We start from the raw sequence: 21,520 nt of genomic DNA, 5'->3' as shown, positions 1-21,520 counted from the left end.
CAAGTATTTCACAGCAAAAACAGCAAATTTTTTGTGAATTTGTCGATAATTTCACCACTGGCCAAAAAATCGCATGATATCGTTACCAATTGCAAGCAGCATGAAACAAAAAAGCAATAACGCCCCCAGCCGCAATGCCGCCATCTGAAACGACTCGGCAAGCGGCTTGCCCACGATTAATTCATAAGTATAAAACAGCAAATGTCCGCCGTCCAATATCGGAATCGGTAGTAAATTGAGTACCGCAAGGCTTAGGCTAATCATCGCTGCCGTGGCAAGCACCTGCATAAAACCCATCTCAAAACTCGTCTTTGACACTTCAGCAATCGTCAAAGGGCCTGACAAATTGTCAATGCCAATCACGCCAGCAATCATCTTGCCAATCGCTCCCACTGTCATCATCGACAGATCATAAGTGCGTTGCAGTGCCTGCATGAGTGCTTGGGTCGGCGTATAATGAATGGTGGTCAGATATTTGTCAGGAATTGGCTGCTTATCCATCTGCGGACGAATCCCCAGCTGTCCAATCACGCCATCACGAGTTTTGACGCCTTTGGGCATCAGCTTAAGCGACTGCGTTTTGCCATCTCTGATGATGACCGTGTCAAGCATGATTTCTGGGCTTTGGTGGATAATTTGACTGACTGCAAACCAGTCATCAACCTGATGCTGATTGATGCTGACAAAGCGATCGCCAGTTTTAAGTCCCATCAAAGCCGCTGGGCCATCTGCCAGCACTTCGCCAACCACTGGGGCAATGTGCGGCTGATATGGCAGCACACCAAGGCTACCCAGCGGATCTTTGGGGCGTTTGTCGTCCACAGTCTGCATAAAATGCGACACCGCCACTGACTCGTGCTGGATTTGCCCAGCTCGCTCAACACTGACGACGATGTCGGTATTTTCGCCCATTTTGGCGGTCAAAGCATAGACAATCTGCTGCCAGCTGTCGATGGCTTTATTGTCAATGGCGACAATTTTATCATCAACCATCAAGCCGCTGTTTGCTGCTGGTGAATCGGCGACAATCTTACCAATGCGAGTGCTTAGCTGCTCACTGGGGAACAAAAACAGCACCCAAAACAGCCCAATGGCGATAAGAAAATTCATCACAGGGCCGGCAGCGACGATGGCGATTTTCTTTAAGGGGTGTTGATTATTAAACGCCACTGGCTTAAGCTCATCTGGCACAGGTTCATTGCGTTCATCGAGCATTTTGACGTAGCCGCCCAATGGAATGGCAGCGATTTGATAATTGATGCCTGAGCGGCGACTTTGCCAGCCGAATAATTTTGGCCCAAAACCAATAGAATAAGTTTGTACTTTGACACCACAAAGTCTGGCGATAAAATAATGCCCAAACTCGTGCAACGCCACCAAAGGCCCCAGCACACAAAATGCCGCCAATATCATCAATAATGCCGTCATGATAACGCACCTTGTGCCAGTTGATTGACCTTGTCGCTGGCGATTTGGCGGACTTTATGATCCATCGCCAAAATAGTCGGCAAGGCGGTTTGTTCGTCCAAAAAATCTTGCTCATAATCGGCAACAATCGCCTGATCAGACAGGCAAGATTCAACGATTAAGGCGATGTCGGTTAGGCGAATTTGCCCTGCCAAAAATGCAGCAACGGCGATTTCATTGGCGGCATTGAGCGTGATACATGCCCCAGTGCCTTGCTTGGCGGCATCTCTTGCCAGTCGCAGGCAGGCGAATTTATGCAAATCAGGCTCCAAAAAAGTCAATGCCGACAATTGATACAAATCAAGACTTGCCACGCCAGCATCAATCCTGTCAGGATACGCCAAGGCATGAGCGATAGGCGTTTTCATGTCAGGGCTGCCAAGCTGTGCCAAAAAACTGCCATCAACATACTCAACCAACGAATGCACCACGCTGTTTGGGTGAATGACCACCGAAATTTGCTGCTCGTCAAGATTGAACAAATGGCAGGCTTCAATCAGCTCCAAACCTTTATTCATCATCGTTGCTGAGTCGATGGAAATTTTTTGACCCATTGACCAATTGGGGTGCTTGACCGCTTCAGCGACGCTGGCAGCCGCCATTTGCTCAAGCGATTTGTACAAAAATCCACCACCTGATGCCGTCAGCCACAGCCGTTTGATGCCATGCTTGCCGTCGTGAATGGCGGTATTGTCCGCCTGCACCGCTTTGGGTAGGCATTGATAAATGGCATTATGCTCAGAATCAATCGGCAAAATCGTCGCCCCATGCTGGCGTGCTGTCCGCATCACCAGCTCACCTGCCATCACCAAAGATTCTTTATTGGCAAGCAAAATCCGCTTGGACGCTCGTGCCGCTGCCAAGGTCGATGACAGCCCTGCTGCTCCGACAATTGCCGCCACCACGGTATCTACATTTGGGTCGCTGGCGATTTGCACCAATCCATCATCACCTGATAGCACTTCAATGGCCAGCCCTGCCGCTTGGATTTTTTGGCTTAAAATGGCGTGATTATCATCAGAAGTGCAGATTTTTTGTGGCAAAAATTCTTGTGCCAAAGCAAATAACTTATCCACACGCCCAAACCCTGTCAAAGCATAAATCCGATAGCGGTCGGCATGCTGACGCACCAATGCCAGCGTGCTATCACCGATAGACCCTGTTGCACCCAGCACAGCGATGGATTGGGGGGATTGTGTTGTCATATTAAATTATCTTTATCAATTTTATTAGTAAATTTATCAATTCATACGGCAAATTGGCTAAGGCTTGCATTCATAATCTGCCATAATCTGCAGCAGTATTTTGCCAATGTGCTTTTTATTATTTATCATGGCCAAAATGATTCCATCATTTTATAAAATAAAAAGTATGGATTTGCCATCTGTCAAGATTGTGTCATCAAAACGGCACTTGCATAATCGCCGAATGTGCCTGTATCCACACTTCGGCAAAAACACCCAGTTTTGACAATAGCCAAAAGCCAAGGGCAAAAATCGGTATCGCCGATAACAACGAATCGATGCGATCCAGCACGCCACCATGTCCCGGTAGGATATTGCCAGAATCTTTGATGTCGGCACGGCGTTTGAGCATTGATTCAAATAAATCGCCCAGTACGCTTGCCAGCACTGTCAGCCACGATAATAACAAAAACAGCAGCAACGCCACGCCTGATAATTGCAAATAATTGCCAACAAGCACCGTAACGATGCCTGCCACCGCCAAGCCACCCAATAAACCTTCGATGCTTTTGTTGGGCGACACAGCAGGGGCAAGTTTGCGTTTGCCAAATTTTCGCCCCACAAAATACGCACCGCTGTCAGCACACCACACCAACAAAAACACATACATCAGCCACCACGGCGACATTTGCCACAGTGCGTACATGGCGGTGATGGCAGCAGTCAATAGCACCACGCCAATCACTGCCAAGCCCTTGTTATGCCAGCTTTGCTTGGTAGGGTACTGCAGCACCCACACGCTCGCCATCGCCCAAATCATCAGCGATGCCGCCCACCAAAAGAGCCAACTTTGGGCAAAATAAAGCGATATTGTCGTGATGGCAAAGGTTGTTAGCACAAAATAAATGGGCGGCTGCCATCTTGGCATCAGCTTTGTCCATTCGTGCGATGCAATCAGCACCCCCACCGCCAACAAGGGCAGAATAAAAATCGGCAACGAACTTGCAAACAATGCAAATCCCACGATAAGTACCAGTACGATTGCCGTTTTGATTCGTTGCCACATGGTTGAGTTGCTCTCTTGGGTGTTGATAAAATTTGGCGATTTGTTTATAAATATTTTATTAAAAATAATTAATTATTGGGCAAATTGCTTGATTGCAAATTTTGGACTTGCTCGCTGGTTTTGCCAAATCGGCGTTCACGATTGGCAAAAATAGCAATCATCTCATCAAGCTCATCACTGCCAAATTCTGGCCATAAAGTTGGCGTAAAAAACAGCTCAGCATATGCCGCTTGCCATAATAAAAAATTGGAAATCCGATACTCGCCACCTGTGCGAATCAGCATGTCCACTTCAGGCAAATCGGACAATTGCAGCCACTTGGCGACAGCATTATCATCGATATCATCGGCACAGATTTTGCCTTGCTCGACTTCATAAGCCAACTGCTTGGCAGCATGAGCAATGTCCCAACGCCCACCATAACTGATGGCAATCACCAAGGTCATCGCTTCAAAATGTGCCGTTTTTGCTTCAGCATCTGCCATCAGTGCCGCCAAATCCGCAGACAACTGACTGCGATCGCCAATAAAGCGTAAACGAATGCGGTATTTGTTCATGCGTGGCATCTGCTCATGAATCGTCTGAGCCAAAAGCTGCATCAACAAATCCACTTCATCTTTTGGGCGAGCCCAGTTTTCACTAGAAAAGGCAAAGACAGTCAAGACCTGCACGCCCAGCGTTAAGCAATGCTCAACAATCGGATCCAAAGCATCTTTACCAGCAATATGCCCTGCACCCATGGCCAATTTTTTGGATTTGCCAAAGCGATTATTGCCGTCCATGATGATGGCAATGTGCTTAGGGATAACCGCAGGCTTGCTTGATATGTTCATAATCTGTCAATGCCGTATTAATCTAATATTTAATATAAATAAATAATCAACATGGGCAACTCATCACCCATGTTGATAAAAACTTGGCCTATACTTCCATCAATTCGCTTTCTTTTTTGGCAAGGCGAGTATCGATGGCTTTGATAAAATCATCGGTCAGCTTTTGAATGTCGGTCTCAGCACGACGCTCGTCATCTTCTGAGATTTCTTTTTCTTTTAGCAAATCTTTAATATCGCCCAGCATATCACGGCGGATATTACGCACCGATACACGAGCCTGCTCGGCATCGGCACGGGCGATTTTTTGCATATCACGGCGAGTCTCTTCGGTCAAAGCTGGCATCGGCACACGAATCACATCGGCAGTCATTGGGTTTAGACCCAAATCGGCTTCACGGATTGCCTTATCCACCGCCTGCACCATCGAGCGATCAAACGGCTGCACCAACAAAGTACGGCTGTCTTCGACATTGATACTTGCCACTTGGTTTAGTGGCGTCTCTGAGCCATAATAGCTCACCATCACGCCTGACAGCACACCGGGGTGAGCACGACCCGTACGCAATTTGCTAAACGCATTTTCAAGTGCGTCAATAGATTTTTGCATGCGACTTTCGCCGTCTTTTTTGATATCGTTAATCATCATTTTTCCTTAATATTACCAATCTAAATCTAGAACTGCTATTAATCTAAAACAGTTGTTGATTAAAATCAAAATTTGGACAAATCGGCAAATTGTTTAATAAATCTACAAAAATTAAATTGCCAAAACACCAAAATCAGTGATACACTCGAGTGCCTTCGTCTTTACCCATCACCACATTAAGCAGTGCGTTTGGTTTGTTCATGTCGAACACTTGCAATGGGACGCTATGCTCACGGCACAAGGCGATGGCGGTCAAATCCATCACGCCCAATTTTTTCTCCAAGACTTCATCAAAACTTAGGCTATCATATTTGATCGCATCTTCGTTGGTGGTTGGGTCTTTGTCGTACACACCATCAACTTTGGTCGCTTTTAAGATCAGACCTGCTTCAATCTCAATGCCACGCAAGCACGCCGCTGTGTCTGTGGTAAAAAATGGATTGCCCGTACCTGCCACAAAAATGCACACTTCGCCATTATTTAGATGGCGAATAGCATCACGGCTAGAATACGACTCAACGACCGTATCGATGGCAATCGCTGACATCAGGCGAGTTTTGATGTTGCGACGAACCAATGCATCACGCATGGCAAGTCCATTCATCACTGTGGCAAGCATGCCCATCTGATCGCCAGTCACACGACCGACCAAGCCTTCTTTTTGTAGGGTGCTGCCACGATACAAGTTGCCGCCGCCAACGACGATACCCACTTGCACGCCCAGACCACGCAAATGAGCGATGGACAGGCTCATCTGATCTAGGATAGAAGCATCAATCCCCATATCACGACCACCTGCCAATGCTTCGCCTGACAGTTTTAATAAAATGCGAGAAAATTTTGGATTTTTATTAGACATAGCACCCTCTAGAATATCAAGATTCACCGATCAAGTCTTAGACAAATTGTCTAATTTTAGCATATTTTGCTTGCTTTTGATATAGCCAAATGTTGCCGATTTTAAAAGCTGCAAACAATAAAAAAATCAGACACTGGCTGGCAATGTCTGATTTGTGGCTTTGGGATATTTAAAATGCAATTAAAGTGCGATTAAATGAGCGATTGCACCGCTTCCACCACCGCTTCTGTGGTGATACCAAAATGCTTGAACAGCTCTTTGGCAGGGGCTGACTCACCAAAAGTGGTCATGCCGATGATTTTGCCGTCCAAGCCGACAAATTTATACCAATAATCGCTGATGCCTGCTTCCACCGCCACACGAGCACGGACATCGCTTGGCAGCACACTTTGGATATAGTCGGCAGACTGCTTAACAAAAATCTCGGCACATGGCATCGACACCACACGCACGCCGTCCAGCTGTTCGTAGGCATTCATTGCCAATTCAACTTCCGAACCTGTGGCGATGATGATGGCTTTTAGCTCGCCTTTTTCGGCAGCCAAGACATAACCGCCTTTTTCGATATTGGCGATTTGGGCATCATCACGGCTTTGGAATGCCAAGTTTTGGCGTGATAAAATCAGCGATGATGGTGCATTGGTGGTTTTTAGTGCCACTTTCCAAGCCACAGCCGTCTCCACCGTGTCGCATGGTCGCCATGTGAAGTGATTTGGCGTATTTCTTAGACTGGCGACTTGTTCAACTGGCTGATGCGTTGGGCCATCTTCACCCAAGCCAATGCTGTCATGCGTATAAATATTAATCACACGCTGTTTCATCAATGCCGACATACGCACGGCATTGCGAGCATATTCCATAAACATCAAGAAAGTCGCTGTATAAGGAATAAAGCCACCATGCAACGCCACGCCATTGGCGATGGCAGTCATGCCAAATTCACGCACGCCATAATGCACATAGTTACCATCTGCATGGTCTTGTACGCCCTTAGCACCGCTCCATAGAGTCAAATTTGACCCTGCCAAATCCGCCGAACCGCCAAGAATCTCTGGCAAATTTGGCACTAAGGCTGCGATGGCGTTTTGGCTGGCTTTGCGAGTGGCGATACTTTCGGCTTTGGTGTTGCACGCTTTGATATAATCATCGGCAATTTTGTCAAAACCCGCTGGTAATTCACCACTTAGGCGGCGTAACAGCTCAGCAGCTTCGGCTGGATATTTGGCTTGATAATCGGCAAATTGTGCATTCCAAGCCGCTTCTTGCGACGCTCCTTTTTCGGTGGCGTCCCATGCTTGATAAATCTGCGATGGAATGGCAAATGGCGTACTGTCCGCCCAGCCCATCTCGGCACGAGCCAAAGCAATCTCATCAACACCAAGCGGCGCACCGTGGCAGTCTTCTTTGCCTTGTTTGTTTGGTGAGCCTAAGCCGATGATGGTCTTGCAGATAATCAAAGTTGGCTTGTTGGTCTCAGCTCGTGCTTGCTCGGTGGCGGCACGAATCGCATCTTGATCATGCCCATCGACTGCCAGCACTTGCCAGCCATAGGATTCAAAGCGTTTGGCAGTGTCATCACCAAACCAGCCTTCCACTTCGCCATCAATTGAGATGCCGTTGTCGTCATAATAAGCAATCAATTTGCCCAAGCCCAAAGTACCTGCCAATGAACAGGCTTCGTGGCTAACCCCTTCCATCAAGCAGCCATCGCCCAAAAACGCATAAGTGTAATGGTCAATGATGGCATGCTCTGGCTTGTTAAATTGTGCCGCCAAAGTTTTTTCTGCCAAAGCAAAACCCACTGCATTGGCAATGCCTTGACCCAATGGGCCTGTGGTCGTCTCGATACCGTCAGCATAGCCATGCTCTGGGTGGCCGGCGGTTTTAGAATGCAATTTGCGGAAATTTTTGATGTCGTCAATGGACAAGTCATAGCCTGTCAAATGCAGCAATGCATAGATTAGCATTGAGCCATGACCATTTGATAACACAAAACGATCTCGGTTTGCCCATTTGGCATTTTTTGGGTTATGTTTTAAAAACTCACGCCACAAAACTTCGGCAATATCTGCCATGCCCATCGGCGCTCCGGGGTGTCCTGAATTGGCTTGTTGGACGGCGTCCATCGCTAAAATACGAATGGCATTGGCATTTGGTCGTTGATTAAGCTGGCTTGGCATTGGCTATTCCTAACAAATTGATCAAATAAATTGGATTGCAATCAAACTAAAATTGGGCAAATTATAGCACATTTTCCCTAATTTGAATTGGCAAATACCATTTGATATCAAAATTAACCTGCCTATGGCATTTACAAATTTTATCTGTCCAACCATTTGGGCTGATTTGTGATTTGGTTTAACAGTCCAAGATGAACAAAAAGCCCAGTATGGTAACTGAGCTTTTTTGCTTTTTGTTTTTGTCTTTTACTTTTTAATATCAAAATAAAACCAAAACTTAAGCAATCACTGTCATGCCGCCCATGTATGGCTGCAACACCGCAGGAATATTTACCGTGCCATCAGCATTTTGGTGGTTTTCCAAGATGGCAAGCAGCGTACGGCCGACCGCCAAGCCTGAGCCGTTCAGTGTATGCACAAGTTCGGTTTGTTTGCCATCTTTTAGGCGAGCTGCCATACGCCGTGCCTGAAAGTCGCCACAGTTTGAGCAGCTGCTGATCTCACGATAGGTGTTTTGGCTTGGTAGCCACACTTCGATGTCATAAGTCTTAACCGCACTAAAGCCCATATCGCCTGTGCATAGCTGCACCACACGATAAGGCAGCTCTAGGCTTTGTAGGATAAATTCTGCCTGTGCCGTCATCTCTTCGAGAGCCTGCATCGAAGTTTCGGCCTTGACGATTTGCACCATTTCCACTTTTTCAAATTGGTGCTGGCGAATCAAGCCACGAGTATCACGCCCTGCACTGCCTGCTTCACTGCGAAAACATGGCGTATGTGCAGTCAGCTTAATTGGCAAATCTTTGGGCGATAAAATCGTATCACGCACGCTGTTGGTGAGTGGCACTTCAGATGTCGGAATCAGATAATATTCTTTTTCGCCACGCAATTTGAACAAATCTTCTTCAAACTTAGGCAGCTGACCTGTGCCATGCAAGCTGTCGGCATTGACCATGTACGGCACATACATTTCGGTGTAGCCGTATTTTTGGGTATGCGTATCCAGCATGAATTGAATCAAGGCACGATTTAGCCGTGCGATGCTGCCTTTTAGGACGCTAAAGCGGCTGCCTGTCAGTCTGGCTGCCAATTCAAAATCCAGCATGCCCAAACCTTCGGCGACATCGGTATGGTCTTTGATCTCAAAATCAAAGACTCTGGGTTCACCCCATACTCGCACCTGCACATTATCCGCTTCGTCTGCTCCCACAGGCACGCCATCGGCTGGGATATTGGGGATTTGTAATGCTGCTGCATTGATGGTGGCTTGCAGCTCTTTAAGCTCATTTTCGGCAAGTTTCATCTGCTCGCTGATGGCTTGCATTTGATTCAAAAGCTCGCTGGCATCTTCGCCTTGACGCTTTAATTCACCGACTTTTTTGGCACCTGCGTTTTTCTGAGCTTGCAATTCTTCGGTTTTTACCTGAATAGATTTGCGTTGCTCTTCGACATTTTGCCAAAAATTGATATCCAATTCATAGCCACGAGTGGCAAGTTTTTCCTTAAGTTCTTTCAAATGATTTCGCAAAAATTTTGGGTCTAACATATCCAATCCTATCAATCAATAAAACGCTTACCGACACAAGGCAGCGTTTTATAACAATTTATAATTATTCATAAAAACTTATCAAAGTAATTTTGAATAAAATTTGTGAGACAACTTGTGAGATAATTTATGAGATAAATAATGGCTCTATGATAGCAAATTTCCCCCCAAAATTTAAGTCCATTTCACCGCAGATGGCATAAAAGCCAAAAAAATTTGCTAAATTCTAACTTTTAGTTTATTTTTGTTCATAAAATCGGTAATATAGACAAAGTTTATTTTTAGGATTTTTACAATGACCAAAGCTCTTTATCCTTATACCCTAAAACCTGTCGCCTTGAACATGAGCGAAGCGGAATTTCGTGCCGCCCAGTTGTCGCTTTTTGAAAAAAGTGCCAGCAATTTTTCGCTAAAATCACTAAAAACCACCGAGTGGATTGTGCTGGCGGTGGTGGTTGTGGCAGCGATTGCAGGCTTGGTACTGGTCAATGGCTACTCAACCATTTTGTTTTGGCTGATGCTGATTTTGTCGGCATTATATCTGGTGGCACGAACTTTGGGGCTAAAATGGTACATGAAGCGTGAGTACGAAAAACAAGTGCTGGGTACGCAGATGCCTGAGCAAATGCAGCAGCTGCAGCTTGGCGTGCAGTCGCATGGGCTGGTGATGGCGATGCCTGCACCAAGCGAAATGCTCAACGCACCGCAAATGCGTGGTATGCAGATGCGTGCAGGGGCGACGCAATCGGCAAGTATCCCTTGGTCAGCAGTCAGCAGCTGGGACGAGACTGATAAATTTGTGTTTGTGATGTTTGAACTCAAAGGACAAAAAGGCAGTCAAATTATCCCAAAACGCCTAGAAAATCAAGGCTTACCCATCGATACCATCAAAAAACACCTAAGCGAAATTAAACCACAAGGCTTAGAATCGATGGTGCAAATGCCATAATTGACTTTGATGGATTTTATCAATTTACTGGCGTTTTTTGATAAATTTATCAATGCTATTAAATAATTTTAAGCACTTGGGCAATGGGTCGAACTCTTGCCAAGTGTTTATTTTTAATTTGGCATAAATGATAAAAAATAATTGACAAAAAAGTTTAAAATAATTTTTGGCAAATTTTAAAAATGATAAATAAACTTACCAAACTTATCAAATAAAATAAATCACGGTTTAAAATCTTTGGCGGTGTTGATTTGCTCTTTGTCCTTTTTTAATAAAGTTGATAAAGTTGCTGCCTTGGGGTCGGTTTGGGCGATTTGCTCTGCTTGAGCAAGCGACTGTAAGGCTTTGGTGTATTCGCCATGCCAAAGTTCAATTTGGCTGCGACTGCGTAATGCGTGAATCTCCGCCAGTTTTTTGGCGGTCTCGTCCTGCGCCTGCCCTGCCAGCTGCTCGTAGGCACGGTAGGCGGTTTGCCAAGCCAAAATATCCAGCGAGCCGTCTTTTGTCAAAGGCGTCAGCATCAGCAAAGCCTGTGTGGGCTGACTATCCGCCACCAAAGCGTCCGCCAACGCCAATCGCAAATCACGGCGTTCAGGGTAAATTGGCTGGCAATTTTGTAGCACAGCCACCCTGTCGGCATGACGCTTGGCAGCTGCCAAAATGTGCGACTTGGTCAAGCACATCACAGGCTCATGCTTATCCAAAGACACCAAATCCAGCTGATTAAACGCTTCATCAAACGCACCATTATCCGCCAGATGCATGGCAAGGGCAAGGCTTGCCCCTTGGCTTTGTTTGGCATTTGCTATAAGTTCAGTCTTGCTGGTTTGTTTGCTTAAATATTTGACCCGCCAATACAACTGGTCAAACAGTACCGCCTGCTCATGCAGGGCTTTTTGACTTGGTCGCCGATAACTTTTAGCTCGTGTTGTCGCTTCAGAAAGCCTTTCGGCAGTGAATGGGTGCGATTGAACAAAACTTGGCACAAAAGCGTTTTTGGCTTGATTGAGCGACAATTGCCGCTGCATTTTGGCAAAAAATCTGGGCATCGCTTCGGCATCATAACCCACTTGTGCCAAAATCTGCATACCCACTCTATCCGCTTCACGCTCATGCTCTCGGCTATGGTTAGCGGCAGTTTCGGCACTGGCAGCTTGCGAGCTTGCCATCGCTACCAATGCTGCATCAGAATCCCCTGACGATGCCGCCGCCAATGCTGCAAGCAAGCCGCCCAGCTGCCAAGCCAAGAGCTGCTTGCGATTGTCCAGTCGATGCTCGTAGTGCCGCTGGCTGATGTGAGCAATCTCATGAGCCAGTACGCTCGCCACTTCATCGATGCTCTGAGTGGATAAAATCACCCCTGCGTTAATACCAATCAGCCCACCCGGCACCGCAAATGCATTGATATTGGTATCATTGAGCAGCACCGTGTGATACAAAGGTACAGTACGCACCACACCGTTCATCTGCCCAGCCATCTGTGTCAGCACTTGATTGACCCACGGATCATCAATCACAGGCAAGCTGGCGTGAATCTGTCGCAGCGACCAAGCGGCGATTTGCTCATTGCGATATTTATCATAAAAACCTTGGCCGCTGGTTGAGCTGGGCAATTGATAGTTTGCTGATGATTGCGGCTGCAATATTGGCAATGGCTGAGATGGCTGCATTGAGCGATAAGGCAGATCCATCGCCTGTGCCGACATGATCATACTTAACAGAGCAATCATTATGGGATTTATCAAGGTTAAGAGTTTTAAATTACAACTGCTTGGCATCTTATCACCACTGATTTGTTTTATTTATCAGATCAATATTATGTTGATTGTACCGCAAAAATTATCACAGCAGTCTGTTTATTCTGCATAAAATTGTTATTAATATCCCCCCAAACCAAAAACCCCCGCACTCTCGTACGGGGGTCTGAAATAAGGTGCTGACGATGACCTACTCTCACATGGGCGAACCACACTACCATCGGCGCTAAGACGTTTCACTTCTGAGTTCGGGAAGGGATCAGGTGGTTCCATCTTGCTATTGTCGTCAGCGTAAAAGGATTAACAACGCTGCTTATGAGTCTGTTATTTAATTTTTACTTTAAATTGTTATCTTTTTAAAGCTATTCAAGATTGATTCAAGCTTGCTAGGTAAAATCTTTACACTTTATCATACTAAACCACTTGGGTGTTGTATGGTCAAGCCAAACGAGCAATTAGTATTGGTTAGCTACACGTATCACTACGCTTCCACACCCAACCTATCAACGTCGTAGTCTACAACGGCTCTTTAGGGAAATCTTATCTTGAGGTGGGCTTCCCGCTTAGATGCTTTCAGCGGTTATCCCATCCGAACGTAGCTACCCGGCAATGCCACTGGCGTGACAACCGGAACACCAGAGGTTCGTCCACTCTGGTCCTCTCGTACTAGGAGCAGATCCTCTCAAATTTCCAACGCCCACGGTAGATAGGGACCGAACTGTCTCACGACGTTCTAAACCCAGCTCGCGTACCTCTTTAAATGGCGAACAGCCATACCCTTGGGACCTGCTTCAGCCCCAGGATGAGATGAGCCGACATCGAGGTGCCAAACACCGCCGTCGATATGAACTCTTGGGCGGTATCAGCCTGTTATCCCCAGAGTACCTTTTATCCGTTGAGCGATGGCCCTTCCATACAGAACCACCGGATCACTAAGACCTACTTTCGTACCTGCTCGACTTGTGGGTCTCGCAGTTAAGCGCGCTTTTGCCTTTATACTCTTTGAACGATTTCCGACCGTTCTGAGCGCACCTTCGTACTCCTCCGTTACTCTTTAGGAGGAGACCGCCCCAGTCAAACTACCCACCATACATTGTCCTCGATATTGTGATATCTGAGTTAGAACCCCAACATAACCAGGGTGGTATTTCAAGGTTGGCTCCATGGCAACTGGCGTCGCCACTTCAAAGCCTCCCACCTATCCTACACAAGTTAGGTCAAAGTTCAATGTAAAGCTGTAGTAAAGGTTCACGGGGTCTTTCCGTCTAGCCGCGGGTACACAGCATCTTCACTGCGATTTCGATTTCACTGAGTCTCTGCTGGAGACAGCGCTGCCATCATTATGCCATTCGTGCAGGTCGGAACTTACCCGACAAGGAATTTCGCTACCTTAGGACCGTTATAGTTACGGCCGCCGTTTACTGGGGCTTCGATCAAGAGCTTCGCATACGCTAACCCCATCAATTAACCTTCCAGCACCGGGCAGGCATCACACCCTATACGTCCACTTTCGTGTTTGCAGAGTGCTGTGTTTTTAATAAACAGTTGCAGCAGCCTGGTATCTGCGACTGCCAACAGCTTACACCGCAAGGGTTTCACCGTCGGCAGCGTACCTTCTCCCGAAGTTACGGTACCATTTTGCCTAGTTCCTTCAGCAGAGTTCTCTCAAGCGCCTTGGTATTCTCTACCTGACCACCTGTGTCGGTTTCGGGTACGATTTGTTTATAACTATCGCTTAGAAGCTTTTCCTGGAAGCATGGTATTTGCCACTTCGCCAGTAAACTGGCTTGCTATCAGATCTCAGTAATAGTCTAGCGGATTTGCCTACTAAACCTACCTACATCCTTCCACCTGGACAACCATCGCCAGGCTGGCATAACCTTCTCCGTCCCTCCATCGCATCATAAACAAGTATCGGAATATTAACCGATTTCCCATCGACTACGCCTTTCGGCCTCGCCTTAGGGGTCGACTCACCCAGCCCCGATTAACGTTGGACTGGAACCCTTGGTCTTCCGGCGAACGGGCTTTTCACCCGTTTTGTCGTTACTCACGTCAGCATTCGCTCTTGTGATACCTCCAGCATACCTTACGATACACCTTCACAGGCTTACACAACGCTCCCCTACCACTTAATTGAAACAATTAAATCCGCAGCTTCGGCTCCTAGTTTGAGCCCCGTTACATCTTCCGCGCAGGCCGACTCGACTAGTGAGCTATTACGCTTTCTTTAAAGGGTGGCTGCTTCTAAGCCAACCTCCTAGCTGTCTGTGCCTTCCCACATCGTTTCCCACTTAACTAGGAATTTGGGGCCTTAGCTGGCGGTCTGGGTTGTTTCCCTCTTGACGACGGACGTTAGCACCCGCCGTCTGTCTCCCGGATATTACTCATCGGTATTCGGAGTTTGCATCGGTTTGGTAAGTCGGGATGACCCCCTAGCCGAAACAGTGCTCTACCCCCAATGGTATTCGTCCGAGGCGCTACCTAAATAGCTTTCGGGGAGAACCAGCTATCACCGAGTTTGATTAGCCTTTCACCCCTATCCACAAGTCATCCCCTACCTTTTCAACGGGAGTGGGTTCGGTCCTCCGGTGCCTGTTACGGCACTTTCAACCTGCTCATGGATAGATCACTCGGTTTCGGGTCTATACCCTGCAACTAAACGCCCTATTAAGACTCGGTTTCCCTACGGCTCCCCTATACGGTTAACCTTGCTACAGAATATAAGTCGCTGACCCATTATACAAAAGGTACGCCGTCACGGAACAAGTCCGCTCCGACTGCTTGTATGCACACGGTTTCAGGTTCTATTTCACTCCCCTAACAGGGGTTCTTTTCGCCTTTCCCTCACGGTACTGGTTCACTATCGGTCAGTCAGGAGTATTTAGCCTTGGAGGATGGTCCCCCCATCTTCAGACAGAATTTCTCGTGTTCCGCCCTACTTAATATGTCGCTTAAACAGTTTCGCATACAGGACTATCACCTACTATGGTTGGCTTTCCCACGCCATTTTGCTACTGTTTAATTGATCGGCTCCTCCCCGTTCGCTCGCCGCTACTTGGGGAATCTCAATTGATGTCTTTTCCTCGGGGTACTGAGATGTTTCACTTCTCCCGGTTTGCCTCATAAAATAAATTATGATACCTAAGTTATCTTAGGTGGGTTTCCCCATTCAGAAATCGCCGGGTCACAGGATATTGCCACCTCACCGACGCTTATCGCAGGCTATCACGTCTTTCATCGCCTCTGACTGCCAAGGCATCCACCATGTGCACTTCATTACTTGACCATACAACCCCAAAGGGTCTTTAATGTATGGGTAATGTGTAACGATTCACCTATGTTTACGCTTGATTCAGTTCTCTTTACTTTAGCTAAGTACATTTTGGGGTGTACTTAGCATGGTTAATAAATTACGTTGGATAATTTATTAACCCAGACTCATAATCATGTTGTTAAATAATAATATAAACTTCGTCAGTTTATAAAGTTAAAGCATAGATAAGAAATCTTTCTTAAATCGCTTATGTATGCTTGATGTTTAATGATTGGTGGAGCCAAGGAGAGTCGAACTCCTGACCTCCTGCGTGCAAGGCAGGCGCTCTACCAACTGAGCTATGGCCCCATAAATGGTGGGTCTAATAAGACTTGAACTTATGACCCCCGCGTTATCAACACGGTGCTCTAACCAACTGAGCTATAGACCCGTTTTAAACATCTTACTAAAGAACAACTTGTTGTGAATTCTTGCCAATCAGATATCTTCGTTAAGGAGGTGATCCAGCCGCAGGTTCCCCTACGGCTACCTTGTTACGACTTCACCCCAGTCATCGACCCCACCGTGGTGATCGCCCTCTTGCGTTAGGCTAACCACTTCTGGTGAGATCAACTCCCATGGTGTGACGGGCGGTGTGTACAAGGCCCGGGAACGTATTCACCGCAGCATTCTGATCTGCGATTACTAGCGATTCCGACTTCATGGAGTCGAGTTGCAGACTCCAATCCGGACTACGATAGGCTTTTTGAGATTGGCATCACATCGCTGTGTAGCAACCCTTTGTACCTACCATTGTAGCACGTGTGTAGCCCTGGTCGTAAGGGCCATGATGACTTGACGTCGTCCCCGCCTTCCTCCAGTTTGTCACTGGCAGTATCCTTAGAGTTCCCACCCGAAGTGCTGGTAACTAAGGAAAAGGGTTGCGCTCGTTGCGGGACTTAACCCAACATCTCACGACACGAGCTGACGACAGCCATGCAGCACCTGTATCACAGTTCCCGAAGGCACTAAGCTATCTCTAGCGAATTCTGTGTATGTCAAGACCAGGTAAGGTTCTTCGCGTTGCATCGAATTAAACCACATGCTCCACCGCTTGTGCGGGCCCCCGTCAATTCATTTGAGTTTTAACCTTGCGGCCGTACTCCCCAGGCGGTCTACTTATTGCGTTAACTGCGTCACTAAGTCTTCAAGAGACCCAACGACTGGTAGACATCGTTTACGGCGTGGACTACCAGGGTATCTAATCCTGTTTGCTACCCACGCTTTCGCACCTCAGTGTCAGTATGATGCCAGGGAGCTGCCTTCGCCATCGGTATTCCTCCAGATCTCTACGCATTTCACCGCTACACCTGGAATTCTACTCCCCTCTCACCTACTCTAGTTACCCAGTATCAGATGCAATTCCTAGGTTAAGCCCAGGGCTTTCACATCTGACTTAAGTAACCACCTACGCGCGCTTTACGCCCAGTAATTCCGATTAACGCTTGCACCCTCTGTATTACCGCGGCTGCTGGCACAGAGTTAGCCGGTGCTTATTCTGTGGGTAACGTCAGGGCTAATGGGTATTAACCATTAGCTTTTCCTCCCCACTTAAAGTGCTTTACAACCAAAAGGCCTTCTTCACACACGCGGCATGGCTGGATCAGGCTTTCGCCCATTGTCCAATATTCCCCACTGCTGCCTCCCGTAGGAGTCTGGGCCGTGTCTCAGTCCCAGTGTGGCTGATCATCCTCTCAGACCAGCTACAGATCGTCGCCTTGGTAGGCCTTTACCCCACCAACTAGCTAATCCGACTTAGGCTCATCTAATAGCGAGAGCTTGCGCCCCCTTTCACCCGTAGGTCGTATGCGGTATTAGCTTGAGTTTCCCCAAGTTATCCCCCACTACTAGGCAGATTCCTAAGCATTACTCACCCGTCCGCCACTAGGTATCAAAAGCAAGCTTTCTAACCTCGTTCGACTTGCATGTGTTAAGCCTGCCGCCAGCGTTCAATCTGAGCCATGATCAAACTCTTCAGTTTAATCTTGTTTTGCCTATGAGTTTGACTTAGTAAACTAAGTTAAATCGATAGGGCTTTAATGTTGGCTCATTTATCGTACTTACTAGCAAATATTTGCTCATCGTGTAAATGAATTAACTTTGAGTATTTTTGCCTTACTTAAATAAGTGTAATACTAAGATAAGTAAAAGTATCAATAAATGATAATATTTTTAAGTATCTTGTATTGACAAAAATCCACACAAGTTGTTCTTTAGTTTGGATTTTAAATAGTGTTGAACACTGTCGTCCAGTTGTTCAATGAGTTGCGTATTATACACGCTTAAAATTTGTTGTCAAGCGTCTTTTTCACTTTTTTTTAAAATTTTTCAATTTGATTGATTTGATGCAAATTGTCAAGTCAAATTGTCAAATTTTAAATCGGTGATCAATCAATTTATCTTAGGCAGCTTTATGATACTTTGTATGATAAAGTAATATGATAAAGTGTTAGCTAAGTTATTGATTTAGCAGAAGATTTTGTTTATCTGCTTTGCTTGAGTGGTGCGTATTATAGGTATCATTGTTTGTCTTGTAAAGGGGTTTTTTTGGGTGGTGGGGAGAAAGTTTGTAAGTTGTTGGTTTTTAGGGGGTTTTTGTTGCATCAATTAACGCATCAATATCACCCTTGGTGGTGTCAAAGCTGCACATCAGTCGCACCGCCCCATCGTGCCAATCATAAAATATGCTTTGTTTGCGAGCCGATTCGATCATTTGCTGGCTCATTTTGACAAAAACGCCATTAGACTGCACGGGATAAACCAGCTCAACGCCGTCCAACTGGCAAAGCCTATCCGCCAGATATTTTGCCATCGCATTGCTATGATCTGCCAGCTGCTTATATAATTGATTGTCAAATAACGCCAACAATTGTGCCGAAATAAACCGCATTTTTGATGCTGTCTGCATACTCATTTTGCGTAAAAATTTCATATCTTGGGCAGCATTGCCTGTCACATCAATCAAGCATTCGCCAAACATCAAGCCATTTTTGGTACCGCCAAACGACACCATATCCACGCCTGTTTTGGTAATCATCTCATAAAAACTGCAATCCAAAAAACTTGCTGCATTTGCCAAGCGAGCCCCATCAACAAACAATTTCATACCACGAGCATGGCAAAAATCGGCAAGCTGAGCAATTTCATCGATGCTATAACAAGTGCCGCACTCACTGACTTGGCTGATATACACCACCAAAGGCTGAGCTCGATGCTCATCACCAAAACCCTTGGCAACAGGCTCAATCAGCTCTGGGGTTAATTTGCCGTCATCGCTCGGTACAGTCCACAATTTAAAGCCGCCAACCGCTTGTGGGGCGTTACTCTCGTCTTGGTTAATATGCCCAGTTTCGGCACAAATCACCGCACCGTAGCGTGGCATCAGGCTTTGTAAGCCAAGCACATTTGCCCCAGTGCCATTAAATACAGGAAAAGCCACTGCCCGCTCACCAAACTCACGGCAAATCACATCGCCCAGCCGCTTGGTGTAGCTGTCTGCCCCATACGCTGGTTCGTGTCCGTGATTGGCATCAATCAACGCCTGCATGATGCTCGAATGCACGCCTGCATAGTTATCAGAAGCAAAATGTTTCATCAAATTATCGCCCAACTTGCTAAAAAACTACATTATAGCATCATTTAACTATCGCCACACAAGGAAAACTTTGCTATAATCAAGTGTTTTATATCAACAGTTATTTATCAACACATAAGGTAATATTATGGTTGCAATCACTTTACCAGATGGTAGCGTCCGCCAGTTTGATGGCGAAACCACAGTCATGCAAATCGCTCAAAATATCGGCCCCGGCCTTGCCAAAGCCACCATTGCCGGTCGTGTCAATGGCAAATTGGTTGATGCCTGCGATCCCATCACCACCGATGCAACCGTTGCGATCATTACCGCTAAAGATCAAGAAGGCGTGGAGATTATCCGCCACTCATGCGCCCACTTGCTTGGCCATGCCGTCAAGCAGCTGTATCCTGAAGTCAAAATGGTCATCGGTCCTGTGATTGAAGATGGCTTTTATTATGACATTTATAGCCCACGCCCTTTTACCCCTGAAGACATGCAAGCCATCGAAGCTCGCATGAAAACCTTGATTGACCAAGATTATGATGTCATCAAAAAAATGACGCCCCGTGATGAAGTGATTGAAATCTTTAAATCTCGTGGCGAAGATTATAAATTGCGTCTGATTGACGATATGCCTGATGAGACGCACATGGGTCTGTATTATCACCAAGAATACATCGACATGTGCCGTGGCCCACATGTGCCAAACACCAAATTTCTCAAAGCATTTCAACTGACCAAAATGAGCGGTGCTTACTGGCGTGGTGATGCCAAAAATGAGCAACTACAACGCATCTACGGTACAGCTTGGGCGGATAAAAAAGAGCTAAAAGCCTACATCGCTCGCATCGAAGAAGCCGAAAAGCGTGATCACCGCAAAATCGGCAAGGCATTAAACCTATTTCATATGCAAGAGCAAGCCCCCGGCATGGTGTTTTGGCACCCAAATGGCTGGACAATCTGGCAAGTGCTTGAGCAATATATGCGTCAAGTCCAAAAAGACAACGGCTATCTGGAAATCAAAACGCCGCAAATTGTCGATCGCAGCCTGTGGGAAAAATCAGGACACTGGGAAAACTATGCCGAAAATATGTTTACCACCAGCTCTGAAAGCCGTGATTATGCCATCAAACCAATGAACTGCCCTTGTCATGTACAAGTGTTCAACCAAGGCTTAAAATCCTACCGTGATTTGCCAATTCGCCTTGCTGAATTTGGCTCATGCCACCGCAACGAACCGTCTGGCTCACTACACGGCATCATGCGTGTGCGTGGCTTTACCCAAGATGATGCCCACATTTTTTGTTCGCACGCCCAAATCAAACAAGAAGCTCAAGACTTTATTAAGCTGACTTTAGATGTCTATAAAGATTTTGGCTTTGATGAAGTTTCAATGAAACTCTCCACTCGCCCCCAAAAGCGTGTCGGCTCTGACGAAATGTGGGACGATGCCGAAAAAGGCTTGGCGGACGCTTTGGACGAAGCGGGATTGGCTTGGGAATTACAAGAAGGCGAAGGGGCATTTTATGGCCCAAAAATTGAATTTAGCCTAAAAGACTGCCTAGGTCGTGTGTGGCAATGCGGCACAATCCAGCTTGATTTTAACTTGCCAGAGCGTCTGGGTGCTGAGTTCATCAACGAACAAGGCGAGCGTGAACGCCCTGTGATGCTGCACCGTGCGATTTTGGGTTCGTTTGAGCGTTTTATTGGGATTTTGATCGAAAACTACGCTGGCTTTATGCCGCCATGGCTTGCCCCACAACAAGTGGTCGTCATGAACATCACCGACAAGCAAGCCGATGCCGTCAATGATGCGACCGCCAAACTTACCGCCAAAGGCTATCGAGCCATCAGCGATTTGCGTAACGAAAAAATCGGCTTTAAAATCCGTGAACGCACCCTAGAGCGGATTCCGTTCATGCTGGTGCTGGGCGACAAAGAAGTAGAAAGCGGCACGGTTAATGTCCGTACTCGTGAAGGCGAGAACTTAGGCAGTATGAGCCTTGACGACTTTATCGCTGTGCTACAAAAAGCCATTGACAAAAAAGGTCGGATTGAACAAAAAGCAGAGTAATCCCAATCTACCCAAAAACGCCAATCGGTTCGGTTGGCGTTTTTTTATTCTTAAAATTAACCAAAG

12 protein-coding genes, 2 tRNA genes and 3 rRNA genes are annotated in these 21,520 nt (G+C 46.6%); 2 read left to right on the top strand and 15 right to left on the bottom strand.

The features are described from left to right. Positions 1 to 51: 51 nt before the first annotated feature. From rseP to serS, 8 genes are all read right to left on the bottom strand, one after another. A complete protein-coding gene (gene rseP, locus ACFBZI_RS06300; RefSeq protein WP_375715542.1) occupies positions 52 to 1,428 on the bottom strand; it encodes an RIP metalloprotease RseP in 1,377 nt (458 codons plus the stop codon). Further along, positions 1,425 to 2,672: a 1-deoxy-D-xylulose-5-phosphate reductoisomerase gene (gene dxr, locus ACFBZI_RS06295; RefSeq protein ID WP_375715541.1), complete on the bottom strand. Its 1,248-nt coding sequence runs from the start codon at positions 2,670 to 2,672 to the stop codon at positions 1,425 to 1,427. Before dxr ends, rseP begins: the two co-directional genes overlap by 4 nt. A 196-nt stretch (positions 2,673 to 2,868) precedes the next feature. Continuing rightward, positions 2,869 to 3,717, bottom strand: coding sequence for a phosphatidate cytidylyltransferase (locus ACFBZI_RS06290; protein WP_375715540.1), 849 nt, complete (start codon positions 3,715 to 3,717; stop codon positions 2,869 to 2,871). Between the two features lie 68 nt (positions 3,718 to 3,785). Next, entirely contained in the window at positions 3,786 to 4,550 is a 765-nt protein-coding gene (uppS, locus tag ACFBZI_RS06285) for a polyprenyl diphosphate synthase (protein ID WP_375715539.1), read from the bottom strand. A gap of 88 nt (positions 4,551 to 4,638) precedes the next feature. Beyond that, positions 4,639 to 5,193, bottom strand: a complete 555-nt coding sequence (gene frr, locus ACFBZI_RS06280) for a ribosome recycling factor (protein WP_375715538.1) — start codon at positions 5,191 to 5,193, stop codon at positions 4,639 to 4,641. A 136-nt stretch (positions 5,194 to 5,329) separates the two neighbouring features. Beyond that, a complete protein-coding gene (gene pyrH / locus ACFBZI_RS06275; RefSeq protein WP_375715537.1) occupies positions 5,330 to 6,055 on the bottom strand; it encodes a UMP kinase in 726 nt (241 codons plus the stop codon). A gap of 191 nt (positions 6,056 to 6,246) precedes the next feature. Next, positions 6,247 to 8,235, bottom strand: coding sequence for a transketolase (gene tkt, locus ACFBZI_RS06270; RefSeq protein WP_375715536.1), 1,989 nt, complete (start codon positions 8,233 to 8,235; stop codon positions 6,247 to 6,249). A 277-nt stretch (positions 8,236 to 8,512) separates the two neighbouring features. Further along, on the bottom strand, positions 8,513 to 9,781 hold the full coding sequence (serS, locus tag ACFBZI_RS06265; protein WP_375715535.1) for a serine--tRNA ligase: 1,269 nt from the start codon (positions 9,779 to 9,781) through the stop codon (positions 8,513 to 8,515). A gap of 295 nt (positions 9,782 to 10,076) precedes the next feature. On the opposite strand from serS, the gene ACFBZI_RS06260 reads away from it, so the two are divergent. Next, positions 10,077 to 10,730, top strand: a complete 654-nt coding sequence (locus ACFBZI_RS06260) for a YcxB family protein (protein WP_375715534.1) — start codon at positions 10,077 to 10,079, stop codon at positions 10,728 to 10,730. A gap of 221 nt (positions 10,731 to 10,951) precedes the next feature. Here ACFBZI_RS06260 and ACFBZI_RS06255 read toward each other — a convergent pair whose 3' ends face one another. The 7 genes from ACFBZI_RS06255 to ACFBZI_RS06225 form a co-directional block, all read right to left on the bottom strand. Then, complete coding sequence (locus ACFBZI_RS06255; RefSeq protein WP_375715533.1) at positions 10,952 to 12,460, bottom strand: M48 family metalloprotease; 1,509 nt, start codon at positions 12,458 to 12,460, stop codon at positions 10,952 to 10,954. A gap of 204 nt (positions 12,461 to 12,664) precedes the next feature. Then, positions 12,665 to 12,778 (bottom strand): 5S ribosomal RNA (gene rrf / locus ACFBZI_RS06250). 143 nt (positions 12,779 to 12,921) lie between these two features. Next, positions 12,922 to 15,776: ribosomal RNA gene (locus ACFBZI_RS06245) — 23S ribosomal RNA — on the bottom strand. A 260-nt stretch (positions 15,777 to 16,036) separates the two neighbouring features. Continuing rightward, positions 16,037 to 16,112, bottom strand: a tRNA-Ala gene (locus ACFBZI_RS06240). 5 nt (positions 16,113 to 16,117) lie between these two features. Then, positions 16,118 to 16,194, bottom strand: a tRNA-Ile gene (locus ACFBZI_RS06235). Positions 16,195 to 16,255: 61 nt separating this feature from the next. After that, positions 16,256 to 17,784 (bottom strand): 16S ribosomal RNA (locus tag ACFBZI_RS06230). Together the 16S, 23S and 5S rRNA genes with 2 tRNA genes alongside form the textbook arrangement of a ribosomal RNA operon. Before the next feature lie 603 nt (positions 17,785 to 18,387). After that, positions 18,388 to 19,398 (bottom strand): threonine aldolase family protein, encoded by a 1,011-nt coding sequence (locus ACFBZI_RS06225; protein WP_375715532.1) that lies wholly within the window; start codon positions 19,396 to 19,398, stop codon positions 18,388 to 18,390. 127 nt (positions 19,399 to 19,525) lie between these two features. On the opposite strand from ACFBZI_RS06225, the gene thrS reads away from it, so the two are divergent. Continuing rightward, a complete protein-coding gene (gene thrS / locus ACFBZI_RS06220) occupies positions 19,526 to 21,454 on the top strand; it encodes a threonine--tRNA ligase (protein ID WP_375715531.1) in 1,929 nt (642 codons plus the stop codon). The last annotated feature ends 66 nt before the right edge of the window (positions 21,455 to 21,520 follow it).

This window comes from Moraxella marmotae, from assembly GCF_042219885.1.
Classification (GTDB): Bacteria; Pseudomonadota; Gammaproteobacteria; order Pseudomonadales; family Moraxellaceae; genus Moraxella; species Moraxella marmotae.
This window is presented reverse-complemented; position numbering and strand designations above follow the sequence as displayed.